This window comes from Flavobacterium sp. DSR2-3-3, assembly GCF_049896585.1.
Taxonomy (GTDB): Bacteria; Bacteroidota; Bacteroidia; order Flavobacteriales; family Flavobacteriaceae; genus Flavobacterium.
The window spans coordinates 53,946-74,206 of sequence record NZ_JAFCUP010000005.1; the positions used below are offsets into that span (position 1 = coordinate 53,946).

At 35.5% G+C, this 20,261-nt stretch carries 14 protein-coding genes; 5 read left to right on the forward strand and 9 right to left on the reverse strand.

Annotated elements, in window-relative coordinates; genetic code table 11:
- Window positions 1-54: 54 nt before the first annotated feature.
- Entirely contained in the window at window positions 55-921 is an 867-nt protein-coding gene (locus ACP7AQ_RS08170) for a DMT family transporter (protein ID WP_426095095.1), read from the reverse strand.
- Between the two features lie 109 nt (window positions 922-1,030).
- Here ACP7AQ_RS08170 and ACP7AQ_RS08175 point away from each other — a divergent pair, with 109 nt between their 5' ends.
- The gene (locus ACP7AQ_RS08175) at window positions 1,031-1,435 is read left to right on the forward strand and encodes a heavy-metal-associated domain-containing protein (protein WP_426095096.1); all 405 of its coding nucleotides are present in this window, start codon (window positions 1,031-1,033) and stop codon (window positions 1,433-1,435) included.
- Between the two features lie 175 nt (window positions 1,436-1,610).
- On the opposite strand, the gene gldD is transcribed toward ACP7AQ_RS08175, so the two are convergent.
- The 4 genes from gldD to mutY all read right to left on the reverse strand — a co-directional run bounded on the left by gldD (window position 1,611) and on the right by mutY (window position 5,136).
- The gene (gene gldD / locus ACP7AQ_RS08180) at window positions 1,611-2,174 is read right to left on the reverse strand and encodes a gliding motility lipoprotein GldD (RefSeq protein ID WP_426095097.1); all 564 of its coding nucleotides are present in this window, start codon (window positions 2,172-2,174) and stop codon (window positions 1,611-1,613) included.
- A 90-nt stretch (window positions 2,175-2,264) separates the two neighbouring features.
- Window positions 2,265-3,560, reverse strand: a complete 1,296-nt coding sequence (locus ACP7AQ_RS08185) for a gliding motility-associated protein GldE (RefSeq protein ID WP_426095270.1) — start codon at window positions 3,558-3,560, stop codon at window positions 2,265-2,267.
- A gap of 23 nt (window positions 3,561-3,583) precedes the next feature.
- Window positions 3,584-4,024, reverse strand: a complete 441-nt coding sequence (locus ACP7AQ_RS08190; RefSeq protein WP_426062888.1) for a single-stranded DNA-binding protein — start codon at window positions 4,022-4,024, stop codon at window positions 3,584-3,586.
- Window positions 4,025-4,068: 44 nt separating this feature from the next.
- A complete protein-coding gene (mutY, locus tag ACP7AQ_RS08195) occupies window positions 4,069-5,136 on the reverse strand; it encodes an A/G-specific adenine glycosylase (protein ID WP_426095098.1) in 1,068 nt (355 codons plus the stop codon).
- 133 nt (window positions 5,137-5,269) lie between these two features.
- On the opposite strand from mutY, the gene ACP7AQ_RS08200 reads away from it, so the two are divergent.
- Window positions 5,270-5,560: an HU family DNA-binding protein gene (locus ACP7AQ_RS08200; RefSeq protein WP_066080765.1), complete on the forward strand. Its 291-nt coding sequence runs from the start codon at window positions 5,270-5,272 to the stop codon at window positions 5,558-5,560.
- A 312-nt stretch (window positions 5,561-5,872) separates the two neighbouring features.
- On the forward strand, window positions 5,873-7,417 hold the full coding sequence (locus ACP7AQ_RS08205) for an Rne/Rng family ribonuclease (RefSeq protein WP_091203035.1): 1,545 nt from the start codon (window positions 5,873-5,875) through the stop codon (window positions 7,415-7,417).
- Between the two features lie 187 nt (window positions 7,418-7,604).
- Here ACP7AQ_RS08205 and pbpC read toward each other — a convergent pair whose 3' ends face one another.
- The 4 genes from pbpC to ACP7AQ_RS08225 form a co-directional block, all read right to left on the reverse strand.
- On the reverse strand, window positions 7,605-9,980 hold the full coding sequence (gene pbpC, locus ACP7AQ_RS08210; protein ID WP_426095099.1) for a penicillin-binding protein 1C: 2,376 nt from the start codon (window positions 9,978-9,980) through the stop codon (window positions 7,605-7,607).
- Between the two features lie 256 nt (window positions 9,981-10,236).
- Window positions 10,237-10,827 (reverse strand): transposase, encoded by a 591-nt coding sequence (locus ACP7AQ_RS08215; protein WP_426095100.1) that lies wholly within the window; start codon window positions 10,825-10,827, stop codon window positions 10,237-10,239.
- 128 nt (window positions 10,828-10,955) lie between these two features.
- Entirely contained in the window at window positions 10,956-16,613 is a 5,658-nt protein-coding gene (locus ACP7AQ_RS08220) for an alpha-2-macroglobulin family protein (RefSeq protein ID WP_426095101.1), read from the reverse strand.
- A gap of 299 nt (window positions 16,614-16,912) precedes the next feature.
- On the reverse strand, window positions 16,913-17,356 hold the full coding sequence (locus ACP7AQ_RS08225; RefSeq protein ID WP_426090800.1) for a nucleoside deaminase: 444 nt from the start codon (window positions 17,354-17,356) through the stop codon (window positions 16,913-16,915).
- A 61-nt stretch (window positions 17,357-17,417) separates the two neighbouring features.
- Here ACP7AQ_RS08225 and ACP7AQ_RS08230 point away from each other — a divergent pair, with 61 nt between their 5' ends.
- Together ACP7AQ_RS08230 and ACP7AQ_RS08235 are read left to right on the forward strand one after the other, a co-directional pair.
- Window positions 17,418-18,269: an energy transducer TonB gene (locus ACP7AQ_RS08230; RefSeq protein WP_426095102.1), complete on the forward strand. Its 852-nt coding sequence runs from the start codon at window positions 17,418-17,420 to the stop codon at window positions 18,267-18,269.
- 185 nt (window positions 18,270-18,454) lie between these two features.
- Window positions 18,455-20,236: a 1-deoxy-D-xylulose-5-phosphate synthase gene (locus ACP7AQ_RS08235; protein ID WP_426095103.1), complete on the forward strand. Its 1,782-nt coding sequence runs from the start codon at window positions 18,455-18,457 to the stop codon at window positions 20,234-20,236.
- Window positions 20,237-20,261 lie beyond the last annotated feature (25 nt).

A 20,261-nucleotide genomic window follows, 5' to 3' on the forward strand; every position in this document is an offset into this window, starting at 1 on the left:
ATTTTTTAGACAGCCTTTATTTTTTTATGATATTTAAACTTTTCAAATTAATCGTTACTTCTTCGATGATAAATACACTCCGATTAAAATAATAAAGGCACCAAAAAACTGCACTGACGTAAGCATTTCATTGTCTAATAATCCCCAGCAAAAAGCAACAACAGGAATTAAATAGGTTACTGAAGTAGCAAAAACTGGTGAAGACATTTGGATCAATTTAAAAAACAAAATATTCGCAATTCCAGTTCCTACAACTCCAAGAATCATTATAAACATAATCGATTCCTGCACTTTTACATCATGTACTATTTCGAAGAAACCGGAGAAAAACAAGATTATGAATGCCGGAAAAAACAATACCATAAAATTCCCGGTAGTAATACTCAGCGGACTCAAATCATGCAAAAATTTTTTGATTAAATTCACATTCACCGCGTAGCATATCGACGCTATTAGAACTAAAATAGCATAATAATAGTTTTGTTCAGGATGATGCATGGCACCGTTCAAAATCAACAAGGCGCTTCCTAATAAACCAATTAGAATTCCAAAAATTTGATTTCTTTTGAATTGCAGTCCAAAAACCAAAGCGCCAAGAATTAATGTATTCAAAGGAGTTAGCGAATTCAAAATAGAACTCACAGAACTATCAATTTCAGTCTGTGCAATCGCAAACAAGTAAGCGGGTATAAATGTCCCGAATAAAGATGTTAAAGCAATGTATTTCCATTTATGTGCCGGAATTTTGGACAAACTTTTAAATCCTATCAATATTAAAAAAACAGCTGCAAAAATGATTCGCAACGATCCCAACTGTAAAGCCGTTAAGCCAATTAATCCTTTTTTTATTAGTATAAATGAACTTCCCCACACCAAGGCGAGAACTATCAAGTACAACCATTTTAACTGCTTTGAATCCATAAAAATAATTTTGCCCCAAAATTGTAATTATTTTATGAATTAGTCTTTCTTTTTTTAATTAATTTTGTGAGATACAAACATGCTTTTAATCTTTTAAATCTACATTATAATGAATTATAAAAAATCAATCGTAACGCTAGCACTTGCAAGTATTTCATTTGTAGGCTGTAAAGAAAAAGAAACGGAAATAGTTTCAAAAGAAACAGCAACTACAGAAGCTTTAAAAATCGAAAAAGACCCGAGCGATAGCGAACAGCCGAAGAAAATTGCAGCTGCCAATCTTCAGACAGCGAGTTTCTCTGTGGAAGGAATGACATGCGCTGTGGGTTGTGCCAAAACGATTCAAGAAGATTTAACCAAACTTGACGGCGTTCAGAAAGCAACGGTAGATTTTGAAAAAAAATTAGCTACTGTAACTTTTGACAAAACAGTTCAAACTCCAGAAAAATTGACAAAAGTTGTTGAAGCCGCCGCAGATGGTAAAACATACAAAGTTTCAAATATGAAGTCGTAATTCAGACTTTTAAATTGCATAAATAAAGCATTCGCCAGTAACCGAATGCTTTTTTTATACAAGAAAGTCAAAGTCATTTAAGAAAGCACTGTATCTAATATTTACACGCTTATTTGTAATTAAATGTCTTGTATGATTATAAAAAAATATTGCTTGTTGAAAATTTATAGTGTTATTATTTCCATTTCAAGGTTTCCATCAGTCGCTGCATGTCATTTTTGATATAACTCGCCGCCGGCATAATAGAATCATAATTGGGTTTTGCATAGAAATAAACGGAACCTGTCACAAAATGTCGCGTGCTGTCCGTAGCATAAAACTGTGAGTTGGTGGCCGCATTTCCCTCTACCTGATAAAACATACCGTATACTTTTTTATCGGGATTCAAATACGGTTGCTCCAGAATATCGTCCGCTTTTATCACGTGTTCAAAAGTCAATTTTTGCGCATCCCGCAACAGTTCATTAATGTTTTTCGTGACTGGTTTGTATGTGAGATAAATAGTTGCTTTCATTTTTGAATACGTAATGGTAAAACCGCAATCCGTCTCTTTTTTGATAATGGCAGCCGAATTCATTTCAAAAGTAAAAGGACATTCATTTGCGAAATTTACATATTTAGCTTCTGGATAATCCAGTCGAAGATGGCTGGATGGTTTTGGCAAGACATCATCTTTACAACTGAAACTCAGTAAGGACATTATTACTATTGCCAAGAAAGTGATTGTTTTTTTAAACATTTCTATTCTAAATTTATTTAATCTTTTATTTTTTTAAAGAATCGTATTCCACAAGAATTCCCTTTCCTTTGGAGGGGGCTAGGGGAAGGATTATTCAATTGTTACTTTTATTTGCTTCACCCGCTTTTGATCCACGGCTTCTATTGTAAACAGACAATTTTCGAATGAAATTCTCTGATTTTTTTTTGGAAAATTTCCTAAAATTTCAAGAATAAAACCAGCCAATGTCTCAGCTTCTCCTTTTTTTATTTCGAATAATTCTTCCTCGACATCAATTATTCTATAGAAATCCTTGAGGTTTATTTTTCCTTCAAAAAGGTAATTTTTATCATCAATTTGAGAAAAATTAATATTCTCATCGTCAAATTCATCACTAATATCACCTACAATTTCTTCAATAACATCTTCAAGTGATACCAAACCGGAAGTTCCTCCATATTCATCGACAACTATCGCGAGATGGCTTTTCATACTCTGAAAATCTTTCAACAAATTGTCCAGTTTTTTATTTTCAGGAACAAAGAAAGGCTCTCGCAACAATGATTTCCAGTCAAATTCATTCGTGTTAATATGCGGAAGCAAATCTTTGACATACAAAACGCCTTCTATCTGGTCTATATTGTCTCGATACACTGGAATTCTGGAAAATCCTTTCTCTATAATTTTAGGACAAATAACAGAGAATGATTCGTCTATTTCTAAAGCAAATATATCGATTCGGGGACTCATTACTTGCTTTGTATCGGTATTTCCAAAGCTTACAATTCCTTCTAAAATTTTTTGCTCTTCTGTAGAAGTTTGATCCGAAGCTGTTAATTCTAAGGCTTGTGATAATTGATCTACGGAGAAATTTGTTTTTTGCTTTCCCAATTTATTATGCAGATAAATTGTTGCAGCGCGCATGGGTAAACTTATTGGCGAAAGCAATTTGTCCAAAAAAGCAACTGGATACACAATCAATTTGGCAAACTTTCTATTGTTTCTACTGGCGTATACTTTTGGCAAGACCTGACCGAATAATAAAATTAAAAAAGTCGCGGTCAGTACTTCCAGAATAAATTTTAAAAGTGGTGCTGTTACTGCCGAAAAAATAGTTTTCCCAACAAATGAAAACAATAATACTACCGAAATAGTGATGAAATTATTAGCAACAAGAAGTGTCGCCACGAGTTTTTTTGGTTTTTCTAAAAGTGCAGCAATAAGTTTCCCTTTAGAGTTGTTTTCTTGCAGCGTTTCGTCAATGTCTTTTTGTGACAACGAAAACAAGGCTACTTCAGCACCTGAAATTAAAGCGGAACAAAACAGCAAAATAACTATTCCTGTAAAGCCAAATACTACATTAGTATCAATAACGTAAGCAAAAAATAAACTGGGCTCTGGGTCCAAATTAGTCAAGATTAATTAAACAATCAAAATGGCAAGTCATTAATAGGCAAGACATTATTTTCCGGGTCAAAATTAGTGTTTTTAGCAATATCAGCTGCAGGAATTTGTTTGTTGTTTTCACTGTCTTTTTTTGTGGAAAGAAAAGTAAATTCGGTTACCTGAATTTCAGAGGTGTGTTTTGTGCTTCCGTCCTCTGACTGCCATTGGCGGGACTTAATACGTCCTTCCACATATATTTTATCGCCTTTAGAAAGGTATTTTTCACAAAGTTCAGCCGCTTTATTGCGTACTACCAAATTATGCCACTCTGTAGAAGTGATTTTTTCATTGGTAGTTTTGTTGATGTATACTTCGTTTGTTGCCAACTGAAATCTTCCGATACAGTTGCCTCCGTCAAAATAATGCATTTTGACATCATCGCCAAGAAAACCAATTAGCATAACTTTATTTAATGTTCCGTTCATTTTAGAATGTGGTATTTTATCAAAGATACATTTTTTTAGAAACTCTATAATTCCTTTTCAATAAAATTATGAAGCACAATTGGGAACGGAAAAGTTCTCAACGTTTTAACGTCAATTCCGTTTTCAATCATTCCTTTTACTTTTACTTTCCAAAACTTGATGTGTAAATGTTGGTGTGACAATTTATGAATAATACTTTTTTCATTGTATTCTAACATGCTGATGACAGTATTGTCTTTAAAATAATCACCTTGAACAGTTTCACTTACATAATGGAAATCTTCCTCTTTTTCTGTTTCGATCAGAGGAAATTCATATAGATTATGCCAAATTCCTTTGTTCGTTCGTTTCTGAATAGTGGTATTTTCCATTTCATCTGTAACCACAAGATAATTGAAGTATCGGTTCCTTACCTTTAGTTTTTTGGACTTTACAGGCAACTGATTGACTTTATTTTTTTGCAAAGCGGCACAACTTTCATTGAAAACACAACTGCCGCAATTTGGACTTTTAGGAACACATTGCAACGCGCCAAATTCCATGATAGCTTGATTGAAAGTCGCAGGATTAGCTTCGCTCCGTTCGGCTCCGCCTCGGGTATCCTTTGGCATCAGTTCCAAAGCCAAAGCAGCGAATTCTTTTTTGGCGGAAGCCTGAGCAATATCAGTATCCAAATCGAAATAGCGGGACAAAACCCGGAACACATTTCCATCAACAACGGGAACGGCCTCATTATAGGAGAAAGAAGCAATGGCAGCGGCGGTGTATTCTCCTACCCCTTTCAGTTTCAATAAGTCATTATAATTGCCTGGAAATACTCCTGATAATTCCTGTGCTATATACTGCGCGGTTTTATGCAAGTTACGGGCTCTGGAATAATACCCTAATCCCTGCCAGAGTTTCAAAACCTGTTCTTCATTGGCTTTCGCCAAATCAAAAACAGTGGGAAAAGCGGTTGTAAAAGACAAAAAATAAGGCATTCCTTGCGCAACACGCGTTTGTTGCAACATAATTTCAGAGAGCCAAATGGGGTACGGATCAGTGGTATTTCTCCAAGGTAAATCGCGTTTATTTTGTAAATACCATTGTATTAACACGTTAGAAAAAATCATGTTTTAATTATTTGATAGCAAAAGTAAAAGTTTATGTGATTAAAATTTAATGAATTAGCTTGAATAATTGTTTTTTAAATTCCTATATTTGCAAACTCAAAAAAATAGTACAACATTATAAATAGGAAAGAAAATGACGAAAGCAGATATCGTAGCAAAAATTTCAGAAAAATTAGGTCTTGAAAAAGGAGATGTACAGGCAACTGTAGAGACTTTTATGAATGAAGTAAAAAATTCATTAGAAACTGGAGACAATGTTTATTTAAGAGGTTTTGGAAGTTTTATAGTGAAGACTAGAGCAGAGAAAACAGGAAGAAATATTTCTAAAAATACCACAATAAAAATTCCTGCACACAACATTCCTGCATTTAAACCTGCAAAAGTTTTTGTAGAAGGAGTGAAAACAAATAACGAAGCAAAATAATAATATTAATCATAAAATCGACAAGACATGCCAAGTGGTAAAAAAAGAAAGAGACATAAGGTAGCAACGCACAAACGTAAGAAAAGAGCGAGAGCTAACCGTCACAAAAAGAAAAAGTAGTTTTAAACTACTTTTTTCTTTTTAAACGTTCATTGAAATTGAAAGTTAGTCATCAGTATTCAGTTTTTAGTAGTCAGTCAACTGCCAACTTAACACTGCAAACTGCCAGCTAATTTTCCCCGGGTTCAATACCTGTTAAAATATTGTTTAATCCATTTGTTCGCTTTGGCGAATAAATAAAAAATTTACAGTGTGAATAAAGAATTAATCATTAGATCTAGTTCTGAAGCCGTAGATTTTGCCTTATTAAAAGATGGAAAACTAATTGAATTACACAAAGAAGAAGAAAAAAGCAACTTCCAGGTTGGTGATATTTTTATTGCCAAAATCAGGAAACCAGTTGCCGGACTTAACGCTGCTTTTGTAAATGTAGGCTTCGAAAAAGATGCTTTTTTACATTACCACGATTTAGGACCTAATTTAGCTTCCCAACTGAAATTCATAAAACTTGTAAGCGCAGGTAAATTAAAAGATTTCTCCCTAAAAACCTTCCAGTTTGAAAAAGAAATAGACAAAGATGGTACTATTACTGATGTAGTAAGTTCCAATCAATCTGTTTTAGTACAAGTCGTCAAAGAACCTATATCTACCAAAGGACCAAGAATCAGCGCCGAGCTTTCTCTTGCCGGAAGATTTATAGTTTTGGTTCCGTTTTCTGACCGAGTTTCTATTTCACAAAAAATAGAAGACAAAAAAGAAAAAGACCGTTTGAAACGATTAGTACAATCCATCAAACCAAAAGGATTTGGTGTTATTGTTCGCACAGTAGCCGAAGGCAAAAATACAGCCGAATTAGAAAAAGATTTGCAGAACCTGCTCAGCAGATGGACTGCAATGTGTAAAAAATTACCAACTGCTCATCATCCGTCTAAAGTATTGGGAGAACTCAACAGAGCTTCTTCAATATTGAGAGATGTATTCAATGATACCTTTAGTGGTATTCAAATTGATGACGAAGAGTTGTACAACCAAACAAAGGATTATTTGCAAGAAATTGCACCATCCAAACAATCAATCGTTAAGTTTTATCAATCAAAAGACACACCTATTTTTGAGAAATACAACATAGAGAGACAAATCAAAACTTCTTTTGGAAAAACAGTATCCATGAGTAAAGGGGCGTATCTTATTATCGAACACACTGAAGCTTTGCACGTCATCGACGTAAACAGCGGAAACCGTTCTAATAAAGCCACCAACCAGGAAGATACAGCCATGGAAGTAAATATGATTGCAGCTGCCGAAATCGCAAGACAATTACGTCTTCGTGATATGGGCGGAATCATCGTAGTAGATTTTATCGATATGTCAAATCCTGAAAATCGTAAAGTTTTGTTCGATTTCTTGAAAGAAGAAATGAGCGACGATAAGGCTAAACACAAGATCTTACCTCCGAGTAAATTTGGATTAGTTCAAATTACAAGACAAAGGGTAAGACCAGAAGTAAATATTAAGACCAGAGAAGAAGATCCAAACAATGAAAGTGGCGAAATTGAAGCGCCAATTCAAATCATTGATAAAATCGCTTTTGATCTGGAAAGAGTATTAAAAAACCACAAAGATGTTGTGCTTAATGTACATCCGTTTGTGGCCGCATACCTTACCAAAGGTTTTCCATCATTACGTTCAAAATGGTTTCTTGAACATAAAAAGTGGGTGAAAATCATACCTCGTGACGCTTACACGTATTTAGAATATCATTTCTACGACAAAAAAGAAAATGCTGTCATAGAATAAATAACAAACTCCTCAAGAAATTGAGGGGTTTTTTTTTGCTCTTTTTTTTTAGGAGCTGTTTCCTGCTGTACACTTGTATCTTTTTATTTTAAATAAAAAATAAAAAGGATACCGTTTTCATCAGGGCTGTAATAAATATTTTCAAAAAAACATTCTCTTTTAAAATAGGTATTTGGAATTTCATAAACTATTCCCTAACAATCTCAATTTTTCTTCGAATTTCGTTTCCAAATTCATCCACTACAGTGATGTAATGAGATCCTGTCGTGGCTGAAATAGGCATTTCGTGAAAGGTTTTGGTACTGCCTTTGAACACATTATCAACATACCAAAACAGCTTGCTTTCCCGTTGCGAATGCGCCACTTTTAAAATCACGGGCTGAACTTCACTATTGAAATTCTTCGTAAGATAGATTTTACTGTTTGTTTTTGGATAAATAAAATCCATTACAGCCGTTTGTGTTCCCATACAGTCACTCCTGAACGGGGGCAAAGGCAAATACTCAATATGCTGACTTTTGTAATACCAAGCCATCAAGGGAGGCAAAACAAACCAGTTTTTAGTCACTATATTTTCTATGTTTTCACAACTGCTGTTGACTTGAACTTGTAATGATTTATCCAAATGTACTGTTTTATGATACGGACAAATAGATGTGTTTTTTCCTTTCTTCGGAACAAGTTGTTTTATCTTGGGACAACCGTCTTTAGCCAAATGACCGCTTAAATTACAAACTTCAACTTCTTCTAAATCCTTAAATGGAGTATCAAACCATCGTTGTCTTGGCAATAAATTAAAAACATCAAATAAAATAGGTGCGGCACTGCTAACTCCCGTCAAGGTTGGCCTGCCCTCACCTGTTGCATTCCCAACCCAAACACCTACAACATATCTCGCATTCGTTCCTATCGCCCACGCATCACGATTCCCGAAACTCGTTCCTGTTTTCCAAGCTATCTTGAGCGAACTGTCATAGAATTTCCAAGCCTCATCTCCTTCGGGGCGATTGACTTGTTCCATTGCTTTATACGTGAGCCAAATCGATCCTGAGCCTAAGATATTCTTTTGCTTGGTTTCGTCTCCAAAATCAACTTGAAAATCATCTTGATAGTTTAATTCAGCAAATTCATTGGTTCTGTAATTTCCTTGATTTTTATTGAAAAAATTTAAAGTTGAAGACAAACCGGCGTAGGTTCGGCATAAATCCCATAAATTACTTTCGGCACCACCTAAAATAAGCGATAAGCCATAATGATCGGGCGGTTTTGAGATGTCCTTTAATTTAAATCGTTGCAATTCTTCATAAAATTTATTCACTCCAAAATCCTGTAACATCAATACAGAAGGAATGTTTAAGGATCTCGCTAATGCCCGATGCGCTGGAACTGCTCCATCAAATGTCAGGTTAAAATTCTGAGGCGTATACCCCGCAATCTGCGTCGGAATATCTGCTACTAGCGTATTGGGCAATAACTCCCCATCATCGAGCATACCGGCGTATAAAAGCGGTTTTAGAATACTTCCTGTACTTCTTGGTGCATCAATAATATCAACATCTTTTTGATGATTGCCGTCCGTAGGAGAGTTGGCCACATAGCTCATTATATTTCTATTGGACACATCAATTACCAAAATAGCTAAATTATGTACTTCATTTTGCTTGTATTGATTGTAATAATACTTTGCAATTTGATTGACTCTATTTTGCAACCCAATTTCTATTGTCGTTTTCACCTTGGTTCCTTCCTGATTCTTGGCAACACGTTGCAATAAATGAGGGGCAATTTGCGGTAAATCAAAAGGTTTTTGAGGTAATGGCTCATCTATCGAAAGCTCGTACGTTTGTTTATCAATAATTCCTTCCTGGTTTAATTTCAACAAAAGTCGGTTGCGCTTGCTCAATAATTTGATTTGGTTCTTCCCTGGATAAATCAAACTGGGCGCATTTGGCAAAACGGCCAAAGTTGCACTCTCCGCCCAAGACAGTTGATGGGATTGTACACCAAAATACCGCCAAGAAGCCATTTCGAGGCCCACCACATTTCCTCCAAATGGTGCATGTGATGCATATAATTCCAAAATTTCATTTTTAGAATACCCCAATTCTAATCGGGTAGCAAGAATGAGTTCAATTATTTTCTCAAAATAAGTTCTACCTTTCCCATTTCTAGACAAGCGAATGACTTGTTGTGTCAAAGTACTTCCTCCACGAACGACTTTGTCTGCCTTCCTGTTTTGCTGAAAAGCATTAACCATCGCAACAGGATTAAATCCGGGGTGTTTATTGAAATATTCGTCTTCAAAATAAACAATACACTTCTTAAATTTATCAGGAACACTGTTTTGTACTGGAAATCGCCATTGCCCGTCAAGAGCAATTTTGGCGCCAAGCAATTCTCCTTCTTTACTTTCAATTACAGTAGAATAAGGCTCTTGAAACAATGTTCGCGGCAACGAAAAATAATAAACCACCAACAGCAAAAAAGCTATTGATGATTTAATTTTATTTAATTTTATCCAATTGATTATGCGTTGCAGGAACGCTATGAGTTTGTTTTTCAAAGTAAACTTTTGTTTTTCTTCCTAAGAGGTTTTACTATCCTAACAGGTTTCCAAAACCTATTAGGTGTACATTCACTCCTCAATAAAAGATTAGTATAACCTAAATAAATACTTAACAGGTTTTGGAAACCTGTTAGGATAAGCAAACTTAACCTTCGCAATATTATCTCTTTTAATTAATTTAGGAAATTTTATTCAAACTAAAGATACCTAACAGGTTTTGGAAACCTGTTAGGATAAGTAAACCAAATATAATTTATTCATCCATTTTATCAATCGCGTCAATTACACCCTTATAAACCAGTCTCCTTTCGTCGTGATAAAACTTAAAATCCTCTAAACCTCCAAACAATTCGAAAATAAAATCTCTATCGATACTTGTTTCTTTATTTGACATATAAGAATGGTAGGACGAATGCAAATATGTTTCGAATGATTCCGTAAATTTATGTTTTACAGGATTTAAATGAACATATACTATCAATTGCTTCAAATACTCTTCATTTTCAATTCTGTTTCTTCGCAAATGTTCTTGAAATAAACTTCCTGTTCGATTATAAGCAGTATTTATGCTTTTGGCATACGAATTAAAAAAATTAGAAAAAGGTAAATGAATTTTCTCCTTAAATTTTCCTGGCAACTCCTTTTGATCTTTAATTTTCAAAACAATATGAAAATGATTCTTGAGCAAACAGTAGGCATTAACATCTGCAATTGGCAAAAGATATTTCTTCATTTTTTCCAGAAAATAATTATAGTTTTTCTCTTCAATAAAAATATTTTCTTTGTTATTACCTCTATTGTATATGTGATAATAATGACCTGATTCGAAAATATCTTTTTCCATATCTGATATACTTTTTTATTGTCTTAACAGGTTTCCAAAACCTGTTAGGTGTAACTTCATCCTAAAAATAAAAATCAATTTAATTCTTGTAATACCTAACAGGTTTCTAAAACCTGTTAGGATACGAATTACTTCACTACCTGTACCCAAAAACCTTTCGTCCTAGCCAAAAACGTATTGTCATACATTGCTTCGCATTGCAGTCCTGGCAAATAATAGGCTCCTAAATAAGAGGCATTTAGTAATATTCTAAAGGTTTTTACTTCTCTCGCTTTTAATCCAAAATAGAAATTGGTTCTATCATCGCGAATATCAATATAATCAGCCACATTATTGGTTACGTCACCGTAATCCGTGAAACGGGTATTTACAATTTCGAAACCAGAAGGCAAAATTTGGGACAACGCCACATTTTCTGCACGTTCATTTTTCAGGTTTTTAACGGTTACCTCAGCAACAAATTCAGTTCCTTGATTGATTTTAGACACATTGATAACACTTCCTTTTCTGTTTTTGAAAACAACAGAAGCCAAAACATTACTCTGAATCGCTATTTCTTGTCCAATTGGAAGAATTCCTGTATTCAGCACACGAACGTACAATCTATTCTTTCTGTTGTTTTTTAAAGTCACACTATTCAAACCCGTTTTGACAAGCAGACTTCGGTCTGCGATGGTTTTCATCGTTTTAATTAATTGTGCTTTTCCGTCTTTACTGAACTGAACATCGATTCCTTTTGGACCATTGCTCGCAGAAAACTTAGTCATTGCATACAAACAATAAGCTGTAGTTTGTGTGCTCATCCATTGGTCGCTTGACATATCTTTTGCTAGTTTTGTTGCCATTGCAAATGCTTTTTGCTTTTGTCCAAGCAACAACATTGTTTCCAAAGCCATTGCACGATTCCTGTCGCTAGAACCATAATAGTAATAATTAGAATTAGAATCGTCTTCTATATAACTGTTCAGCAGCAACGTCAAACCTGCTGATTTTTGCCCTGCCAATACATAAGCCGCTGCCAAACGCAATTTACTTTCGTTCGAAATTCCTTTGGTTTCACGCAATCTGTTCATCGAAGATAAATCGGGAGTACCAGCTAAAGCCAGAGTGTACAAGCGATAGGACTGCGCTAAATCATTTCCATACCTTGCCTCAAATCTCCATTGCTTAGCTTCTTTTTGCTGATATAAAATCCATTTGGATTTGAAATCGATTGGCAGAAAATAACCTTTTTTCTCTGCTTCAATCATAAAATGCCCTGAATACGAAGTGCCCCAATCATCTGCATCTGTTCCTCCTTGCCAATACGACATTCCACCATTCGATAATTGAAAACCTCCTAATCGTGTAATTGCAGCAGTCACATTTTTTTGAATTAATTGCTGACGCGTATCATCCAAATCGGCAATATCATTCAAATACAATTGTGGAAAAGCAGACGAAGTAGTTTGCTCGACACAACCATGTGGATATTGAATCAAATATTGTAATCGTCCGTTTAAATTAATTGTTGGCATCGAAGAAACCTCCAATTTTGCTTTGTTACTTCTAGCAATACCAAATGTTTTCCACGAAATAGTTTTAGTACTATTCGGTTCCAAAATCACATCGGTAAACGTATTGGTCACTGGATTCGGATTCGTCATGTCAATCTCTACATCGTACATTGATTTTTCCTTGCCGGAGGTCGCCACAATCTGCACTTTTCCAATCCCGGTAACAGAACCAACAGCCAAATTAAAATAAGCCATTTTTTCGTCTGGCTGTGCGAATGATAATTTTTGTACAGCACTTCCAATGACTTTTAAACCGTTATTCGTCTTAATCTGGATCGTAACATTTTTGATGTTTTTTTCCATCGCAAAAACAGTAACTGGAATGGTTACTTTCTCGGATGGAGAAATTTTCCTTGGCAACGACGCCAACACCATTAACGGACTGCGAACCGGAGTTGCTTTTTCGACACTTCCATACGCACTTGTAGTTGCATCTCCAGCCACAATCATTGTTTTTACAGCACCAATGTATTTCGGTAATTTTACTTGATGGGTTTTGGTTTGTCCTTTCTCCAATTTAAAAGGCCCCATATAAATCACAACCGGCTTGAATCGATTCGCCTTTTTGGCTTTTCCTCCACCCAAATCCTGATCTCCTCCAATGCTGAAAATCTGATTCACTCTTCCGCCATACGCTCCAATTACATCATCGTAAATGTCCCAGGTTTTTACACCCAAAGCTTCCCGAACATAAAAACTGTCCCAAGCATTTGGCGCTTTGAAACGGGTTAAATCTAATAATCCTTCATCAACAATGGCAATTGTGTAGGTCATTGCTTTTCCAGATTGTTCAAGCACTTTTAAAGCAAATAATTGCTCGGGACGCAACACATCTGGCATTACTAATTTGGGAGCAAGGATGGTGTTTTTATCAACCACTTCGATAGGTACAATTCCATACATACGGATTGGCAAATCATTTTTGGTTGAAGCGTGTGGTTGCAACAGCGTAATATTGAAATACACATTTGGCACCATAGAAGCTGTAATCGGAATGGTTATTTTGGTTTCTCCTTTTTGGGTCTTCGCCCAAAGCGTTTGTACTACTTTCGAGCCATTTTCGATAGAGATAAAAGCACGCCCTCCTGCACTAGATGGGAACGAAATTTGAGCATTTTCGCCCACGGCATACTTCTCCTTATCGGTTGAAAACACTAACATATTGGCTGTAGAAGCATCTGTATTTCTAGTTTTTCCAGACCATGTTGGCCAATCGATATTTACCGTCAAAGCCGTTGCGTGTGCGCCAGCAGCATCAGAAACCCGAATCATATAACGTCCCCACTCTTCATCAGCCAAGGCAAAACGGACATTTCCTTTTCCACTAGTATCGGTATTGACAATAAAAGTTTTATACGAAGTCGTCGCATTATCAGAGTTATAATTGGATAAATTATCGCTAGACGCATCCCACCACCAGCGCCATTCTACTTTGTACACTTTTACTTCCAGATTTCTAACAGACTTTGGTCTTCCGTTTTCATCGACAGTAACCACATCAAATTGGTTCATTTTACGGGTTTCTAGCATTCCGTATTTATTGGGCTCAGGTGACTTTATCCCCACATAAGTACTGTACGGAGAATAAGTCGTCGCTATAACATCAGTACTAAAATCGCCTCCTTCTTCATACACTTTGGTAATAAAGGACGCTTTCAACATTCCTGGTGCTTCTCCTTGTATTTTTGGGTCTATCGTAGCATTCGTTTTTCCATTATCATCCAATTTCCCTGAGAAAACGGTAACTTCTTCGGTGCTGAATTTTCGAACCAAGTCATCAAAAATATACTTTTCATAATTTTTGAAAGTCGTAGTTTGTTGCGAAAATTTGGCTTGCATTTCAACATTCAAATTTTTGGCCACAGCGCCATGAAGCCAAGCTACTTCAAGACTGCTGGTATTTGGATACGCTGATGAAAGTATAGCTCGTTTGAAGGTATTTTTTATTTTTAACCGATTGGGTTTGATGGTTTCAATTTTTAGACTTTTATAAAACTTCGCACCACCTACGCTAACCACTGCTTCCCAATTTCCGGTAGGCGCATCATTTTCTGTTGGAATTGTAAACGCATAATGATTCCATTCATTCGATTTTTGAACCGTTTGATACGTTACTTTTCCATTTGGATCGGCTAGTCTAAATTTTATAGGATGTCCTAGTGGAATTTTATTCGAAGCATCATTCAAAATGAAAGACAAATACAAATTGTCTCCAGGACGCCAAACGCCACGTTCTCCATAAATGAATCCTTTAAGTCCTTTTTGCAAAGTCTCGCCAGCCACATTAAAATTACTCACTGACAATGAATTCCCGTCGTCTAATTTAACATAAGTAGATTCCGCACCTTGAGTTATAATAGCAAAATAGGCAAATTTATCCAACTGAAAAGTCACAATTCCATCGCTATTGGTGGTCCCTGTAGTTATTTTTTGCTGCTGAAAAGTATACAAATCTACTCTTGCATTTGTAACTGGCTCAGTGGTGACAATATTATTTACGGCAAACAAATACGATTTGTTTTCGCCTCTTTTAGCAATTACCCCCAAGTCAGTAGCCAGAATATTGGTTGCTATTTTGGCATTATAAAAATAAGAACTAGAGCAAGGATCATGACTTTCTCGCCATTCGTAATCATCATAATAATCATCGTAAGAGTTTCCGCTGTAATTGACATCATTCTCATCAATATCTTCTTCCTCTTCGGTTGTATTTTCATCCGCGGTTTCGCATTTGTACAAAGAATATTTTTTCTTGTAAACAAATTCTACCCTATAAATCGCGCCTGGTTCAGGAGTAATTATTTTAGATAAATCCAAAGCAAAAGTGTTCCACTCACTCAGATTTATTAATGTATTTTCTTTTAAATTCAGGTTTGATTTGGCAATGGGTTGCGCAACTCTTTTCAGGTTTTGACTGCCATTGAGTTCGTTGTATTGCAAAAATTGCATGATGTTGTTTTTGTAAATTTTATACACTTTTACATCAACAGCACTCAGGTTTACAGCCTCAAAATTAAGTTTTAAATTATTAGAACTTGGCAGAATCGTTCCGTTTTTGATAAAACGAACGCTTGGCTTTATTTCATCAAATGATATTTTCTCGGTATAATTCTCATTTAACTTTCTACCGTATTGACTTTCTATTCCCTGAAAAACTTCCAACAACAGTTCTCCTGTAAGCTTTTGCAAATCAACAACCGGCTCAGGCTCAATTACGGCAACTTCTTCAGGCTCCTCAACCAAAGCACTATCGACAGCCATAGCTGTAGAATCAATAGTTACAACTTCTGCAACTGGTTCTGGAGCAACTTCAACCGGTTTTTGAACGGATACTTCATTAATAAAATAAACTTTCAACACATTTCCTTGTGCAGAAAACTTTAAATTATTCGTGTTTTGAATGGCAACCAATCCTTTAAAATCTTGTCCTTTTTCTAATGGCTCTGAAAAATTAATGGATAACGTTTGATTATCTCCTTCTTGAATTTCTGTCTTAACGACTTTGAACTCTTTCAATGCCGTAATCGGGAAATCGATAGTCCCTTTTTGATCGATATCAAAATCACTACCGTTGTATTTTATCTCAAGATTGCTTTTAGATTCCAATCGTTGAATGCTGTCAATTCTGAACTTGAATTCTTTACCAATTGTGTTCGCTTTTTCGAAAACAATTTTCAAATCGCTTCCATTATGCTCGGCTTCAATCAATTTTTTAGCAGTTTCCAAATCGATATTGTCTGCGGTTTTGAGCACACCATTCAGATATTGGTATTCTTGGCTATAGGATTGAACATAGAGCGTATTGACAACAAAATCCTGTTTTATAGTTTTTACCGTAAAATTGAAATTGGAAAGTTCCTTGCTTTTCTCGGCAACCTTTGGATTCAGTTTATCCAAATGCAAAGTCACTTGATATTCCGTGCCCGATTCTAGCTTTTTTTCGGGAATAAAAGCAATAGTATTGTTCGAAAGGGCAATTACTTTTCCGTCTATAGTAGGAGAAATAGTAAACAAATCGCTATCTAAAACCTCATTGATTTTCCATTCTTTTTTATCAAAAGCCAAAATTACCCTAATATCAGATTCTGAAGAAACAATTCCTCCCGTAAAACTAACGACAAACTCTTTGAATAATGAGAAATCTGAATTAAAATCGGCGACTGATTTTCTACCACACGCTTGAAACAAAAAAAACACAGAAAATACGTAAATTAATCCTTTTGTTTTCACTTTTATCTAGAGTTAATGGGTTATAAATTAAATTATTGTAACATCTCACAAGTAACACCAAAATTGGGATGTTACCGTTATACTGTAGTAAATGTAGATTATTTAATTTATTATTTTAGGAAGAAAATTCAACAATGTGAACAATTTAATTTTCCTTCACATTTCAGATTTACAAGGAGCTATTTACTTCGTCAGTTCAATACCGCTTGTGTCCTGCTGTATACTTGTATCTTTTTATTTTTAAAGAAAAAATAAAAAGGATACCGTTCCCATCAGGGCTAGCAAACATCTTGAATAGTTTACTTCCTTCTCTCCAGAAAAAATCGCTTCATCAACTCCGACGCTTCATTCGCCATAATTCCAGAAACGACAGTTGTTTTAGGATGCAATTGCGTTCCCATTTTTACAAAACCACGATTTTCATCAGTGGCTCCATAGACAATTCTTGAAATCTGACTCCAGTACAAAGCTCCGGCGCACATCTGGCATGGCTCCAGTGTGACGTACAGCGTACAACCCATTAAATATTTTCCGCCAAGATAATTCGCAGCAGCAGTGATGGATTGCATTTCGGCGTGAGCCGTAACGTCATGAAGTAATTCGGTTAAATTATGACTTCTGGCAATGACTTTATTATCAATTACAATTAGAGCGCCAACAGGAATTTCGCCCTTTTCAAAAGCCATTTCGGCTTCCTGCAAAGCTTTTTTCATGAAATATTCGTCGGTGAAAGGATTTATCATAAATACAAAAATAGGGCTTTACAATTTATTTTTTAGTATATTTAAATATTGAAATTTAAAAATGGAAAGAAAGTACAAAATAGCGATTCCCGAACCTTGTAGCGAAAACTGGGATGAAATGACTCCAAAGGAAAACGGTCGTTTTTGCTTAAGTTGTTCCAAGTCAGTTATCGATTTTACTACAATGCTTCCTGATGAAGTACAGCATTTTTTCATTCAAAATCAAAACAAAAATATCTGCGGAAGATTTAGAAAATCACAATTAGATACGATAACAATTCAAATCCCGAGTCATGCACTTTATATTCAAACTCAGTATCACAAAATGTTTTTGTTAGCATTGTTTATCACAATGGGAACCACTTTGTTTAGTTGTGCCGATAAAAATGGAAACAAACAAAAAATTGATGCTGTTGAAGTGGTTAGAGACAGTACAAAAGCATCTCGAATAACTGTTGGCATGATGTTGCCAGAAAAAAACAATACCCAAAATCATGTTCAACCTCCTGCACCAGCAACCAAGGTAAATCATGTGAAATTTATAAATCCCCAAACAATTGCTTGTGAAGAAACAACAAAGAACGAGACTGTTGTTGAAGATGTAATTTACAACGGAGGTATCGGTTTCGAATTCCCTCCAGAATATAAAGGCGGGATTGAAAAATTTTATACTTTTTTTAAAGAAGAGTTCAAACATCCAGAAAATATAAAAAATAAAATTACCGAAATCTCAATTTCATTCGTAGTGAATCAAGACGGCTCATTAACCTATGTCAAACCCCAATCCGAAATTAACGAGGCTTTAGAAAGTGAAATTATTAGAGTTTTGAAATTATGTCCTAAATGGAAACCAAGTGAACAAAATGGTAAAAAAACACGAACATTATACACTGCACCTATTTCTTTGATCTAAACAAAATAGTTTTGACAAAACATATTTATACCATAACTAATCGTAGCTGTTTCAAAAAGCAGCCAATCTAGACTTAGTTAACCCATTTAATTAACTACCTGTATATCGTAAGACAGGTATTAGAATCGTCTTAAATTGAAAAAAAGATTCCAATTTAAAACCGTAAATTTGCTTTTTATAAAACAATGAAAAACAGTTTACTTTCAAACATCAATAACCCAACCGATTTACGACTGCTTGACAAAGCCCAACTTCCTCAAGTCGCCCAAGAGTTACGCGATTTTATTATCGATATTGTGGCTGTAAAAGAAGGACATCTCGGCGCCAGTCTTGGAGTTATCGAATTGACTATTGCATTGCATTATGTTTTTGACACACCAAATGATTTATTGATTTGGGATGTAGGCCATCAAGCTTACGGACATAAAATACTCACGGGCCGAAGAGAAAGTTTTCACACCAACCGTCAACTGGGAGGTATTTCCGGTTTCCCAAAAAGAAGTGAGAGTATTTACGATGCTTTTGGCGTAGGTCACTCCTCCACTTCCATTTCGGCAGCTCTAGGAATGGCAATTTCTTCTAATTTAAAAGGCGATTTCAAAAAACAACATATTGCTGTAATTGGCGACGCTTCCATAGCTTCAGGAATGGCTTTTGAAGGCTTAAATCACGCCGGAGTTACTGATGCAAACTTGTTGGTGATTCTGAACGATAACGCCATCGGAATTGATCCAAGTGTGGGCGCTTTGAAACAATACCTCACTGCCGTAAAAGAAGGAAAAAATCCGAGGCAAAACAACATGATTAAATCCTTAAATTTTAACTATTCAGGTCCAATAGACGGTCATAATATTTTTGCCGTTGTTAAAGAATTAAAACGTTTGCAAAAAATAAAAGGGCCAAAATTTCTTCATATCATTACCACCAAAGGAAAAGGACTGCAACAAGCCGAAAAAGACCAGGTAAAATACCATGCTCCCGGAAAATTTGACGCTGTAACTGGAGAAATCTACCTTAAATCAGAAGAAAATTTACCTCCGAAATATCAGGATGTTTTTGGCTATACGGTACTGGATTTGGCCAGAAAAAACGAAAAAATAATCGGGATTACACCGGCAATGCCTTCCGGCAGTTCGTTAAAATTTATGATGGATGCGTTTCCTAAACGTGCTTTTGACGTGGGAATCGCAGAGCAACATGCTGTCACTTTAGCTGCAGGAATGGCAACTCAAGGAATGATTGTATATTGCAATATTTACTCGACTTTTTTACAAAGAGCGTACGACCAAATAATCCACGATGTGGCTTTACAAAATCTTCCGGTGATTTTTTGTCTGGATAGAGCCGGTTTAGTGGGAGAAGATGGAGCAACGCATCACGGTGTTTTCGATTTGGCTTATCTGCGTTGCATTCCTAATATGATTATTTATGCGCCTAACGATGAAATAGCATTACAAAATATTTTATACACTGCACAATTGGGATTAAATCATCCTATCGCTATACGTTATCCACGTGGTCGCGGCGTATCTGCAAATTGGCAAACGCAACATCATGGAAAGTATGAAAAAATAGAAATTGGAAAAAGTATTTGCATTAAAGAAGGTTATAAAGTAGCCGTTTTATCCAATGGAACTATTGGCAATAATGTCTCCATGGCTATGTCCAAAATAAAGCATCCAGAAAATATCGCGCATTATGATTTTTCGTTTGTCAAACCATTAGACGAAAAGGCATTAAATACCATTTTTAATGAATTTACAACTATAATCACCATAGAAGATGGTGTTGTAAAAGGTGGTTTTGGAAGTGCCATTCTCGAGTTTGCCTCTGAGAATAACTATACTTCAAAAGTAATGGTTCTGGGTATTCCGGATGAGTTTATTGAACACGGAACGGTCGCCGAATTGCAACAATACTGTAAAATTGACGTTAAAAGTCTTGAATTACTTTTTTCAAGTTGTTAAAATAATTATTTTGCAACCTCAAACA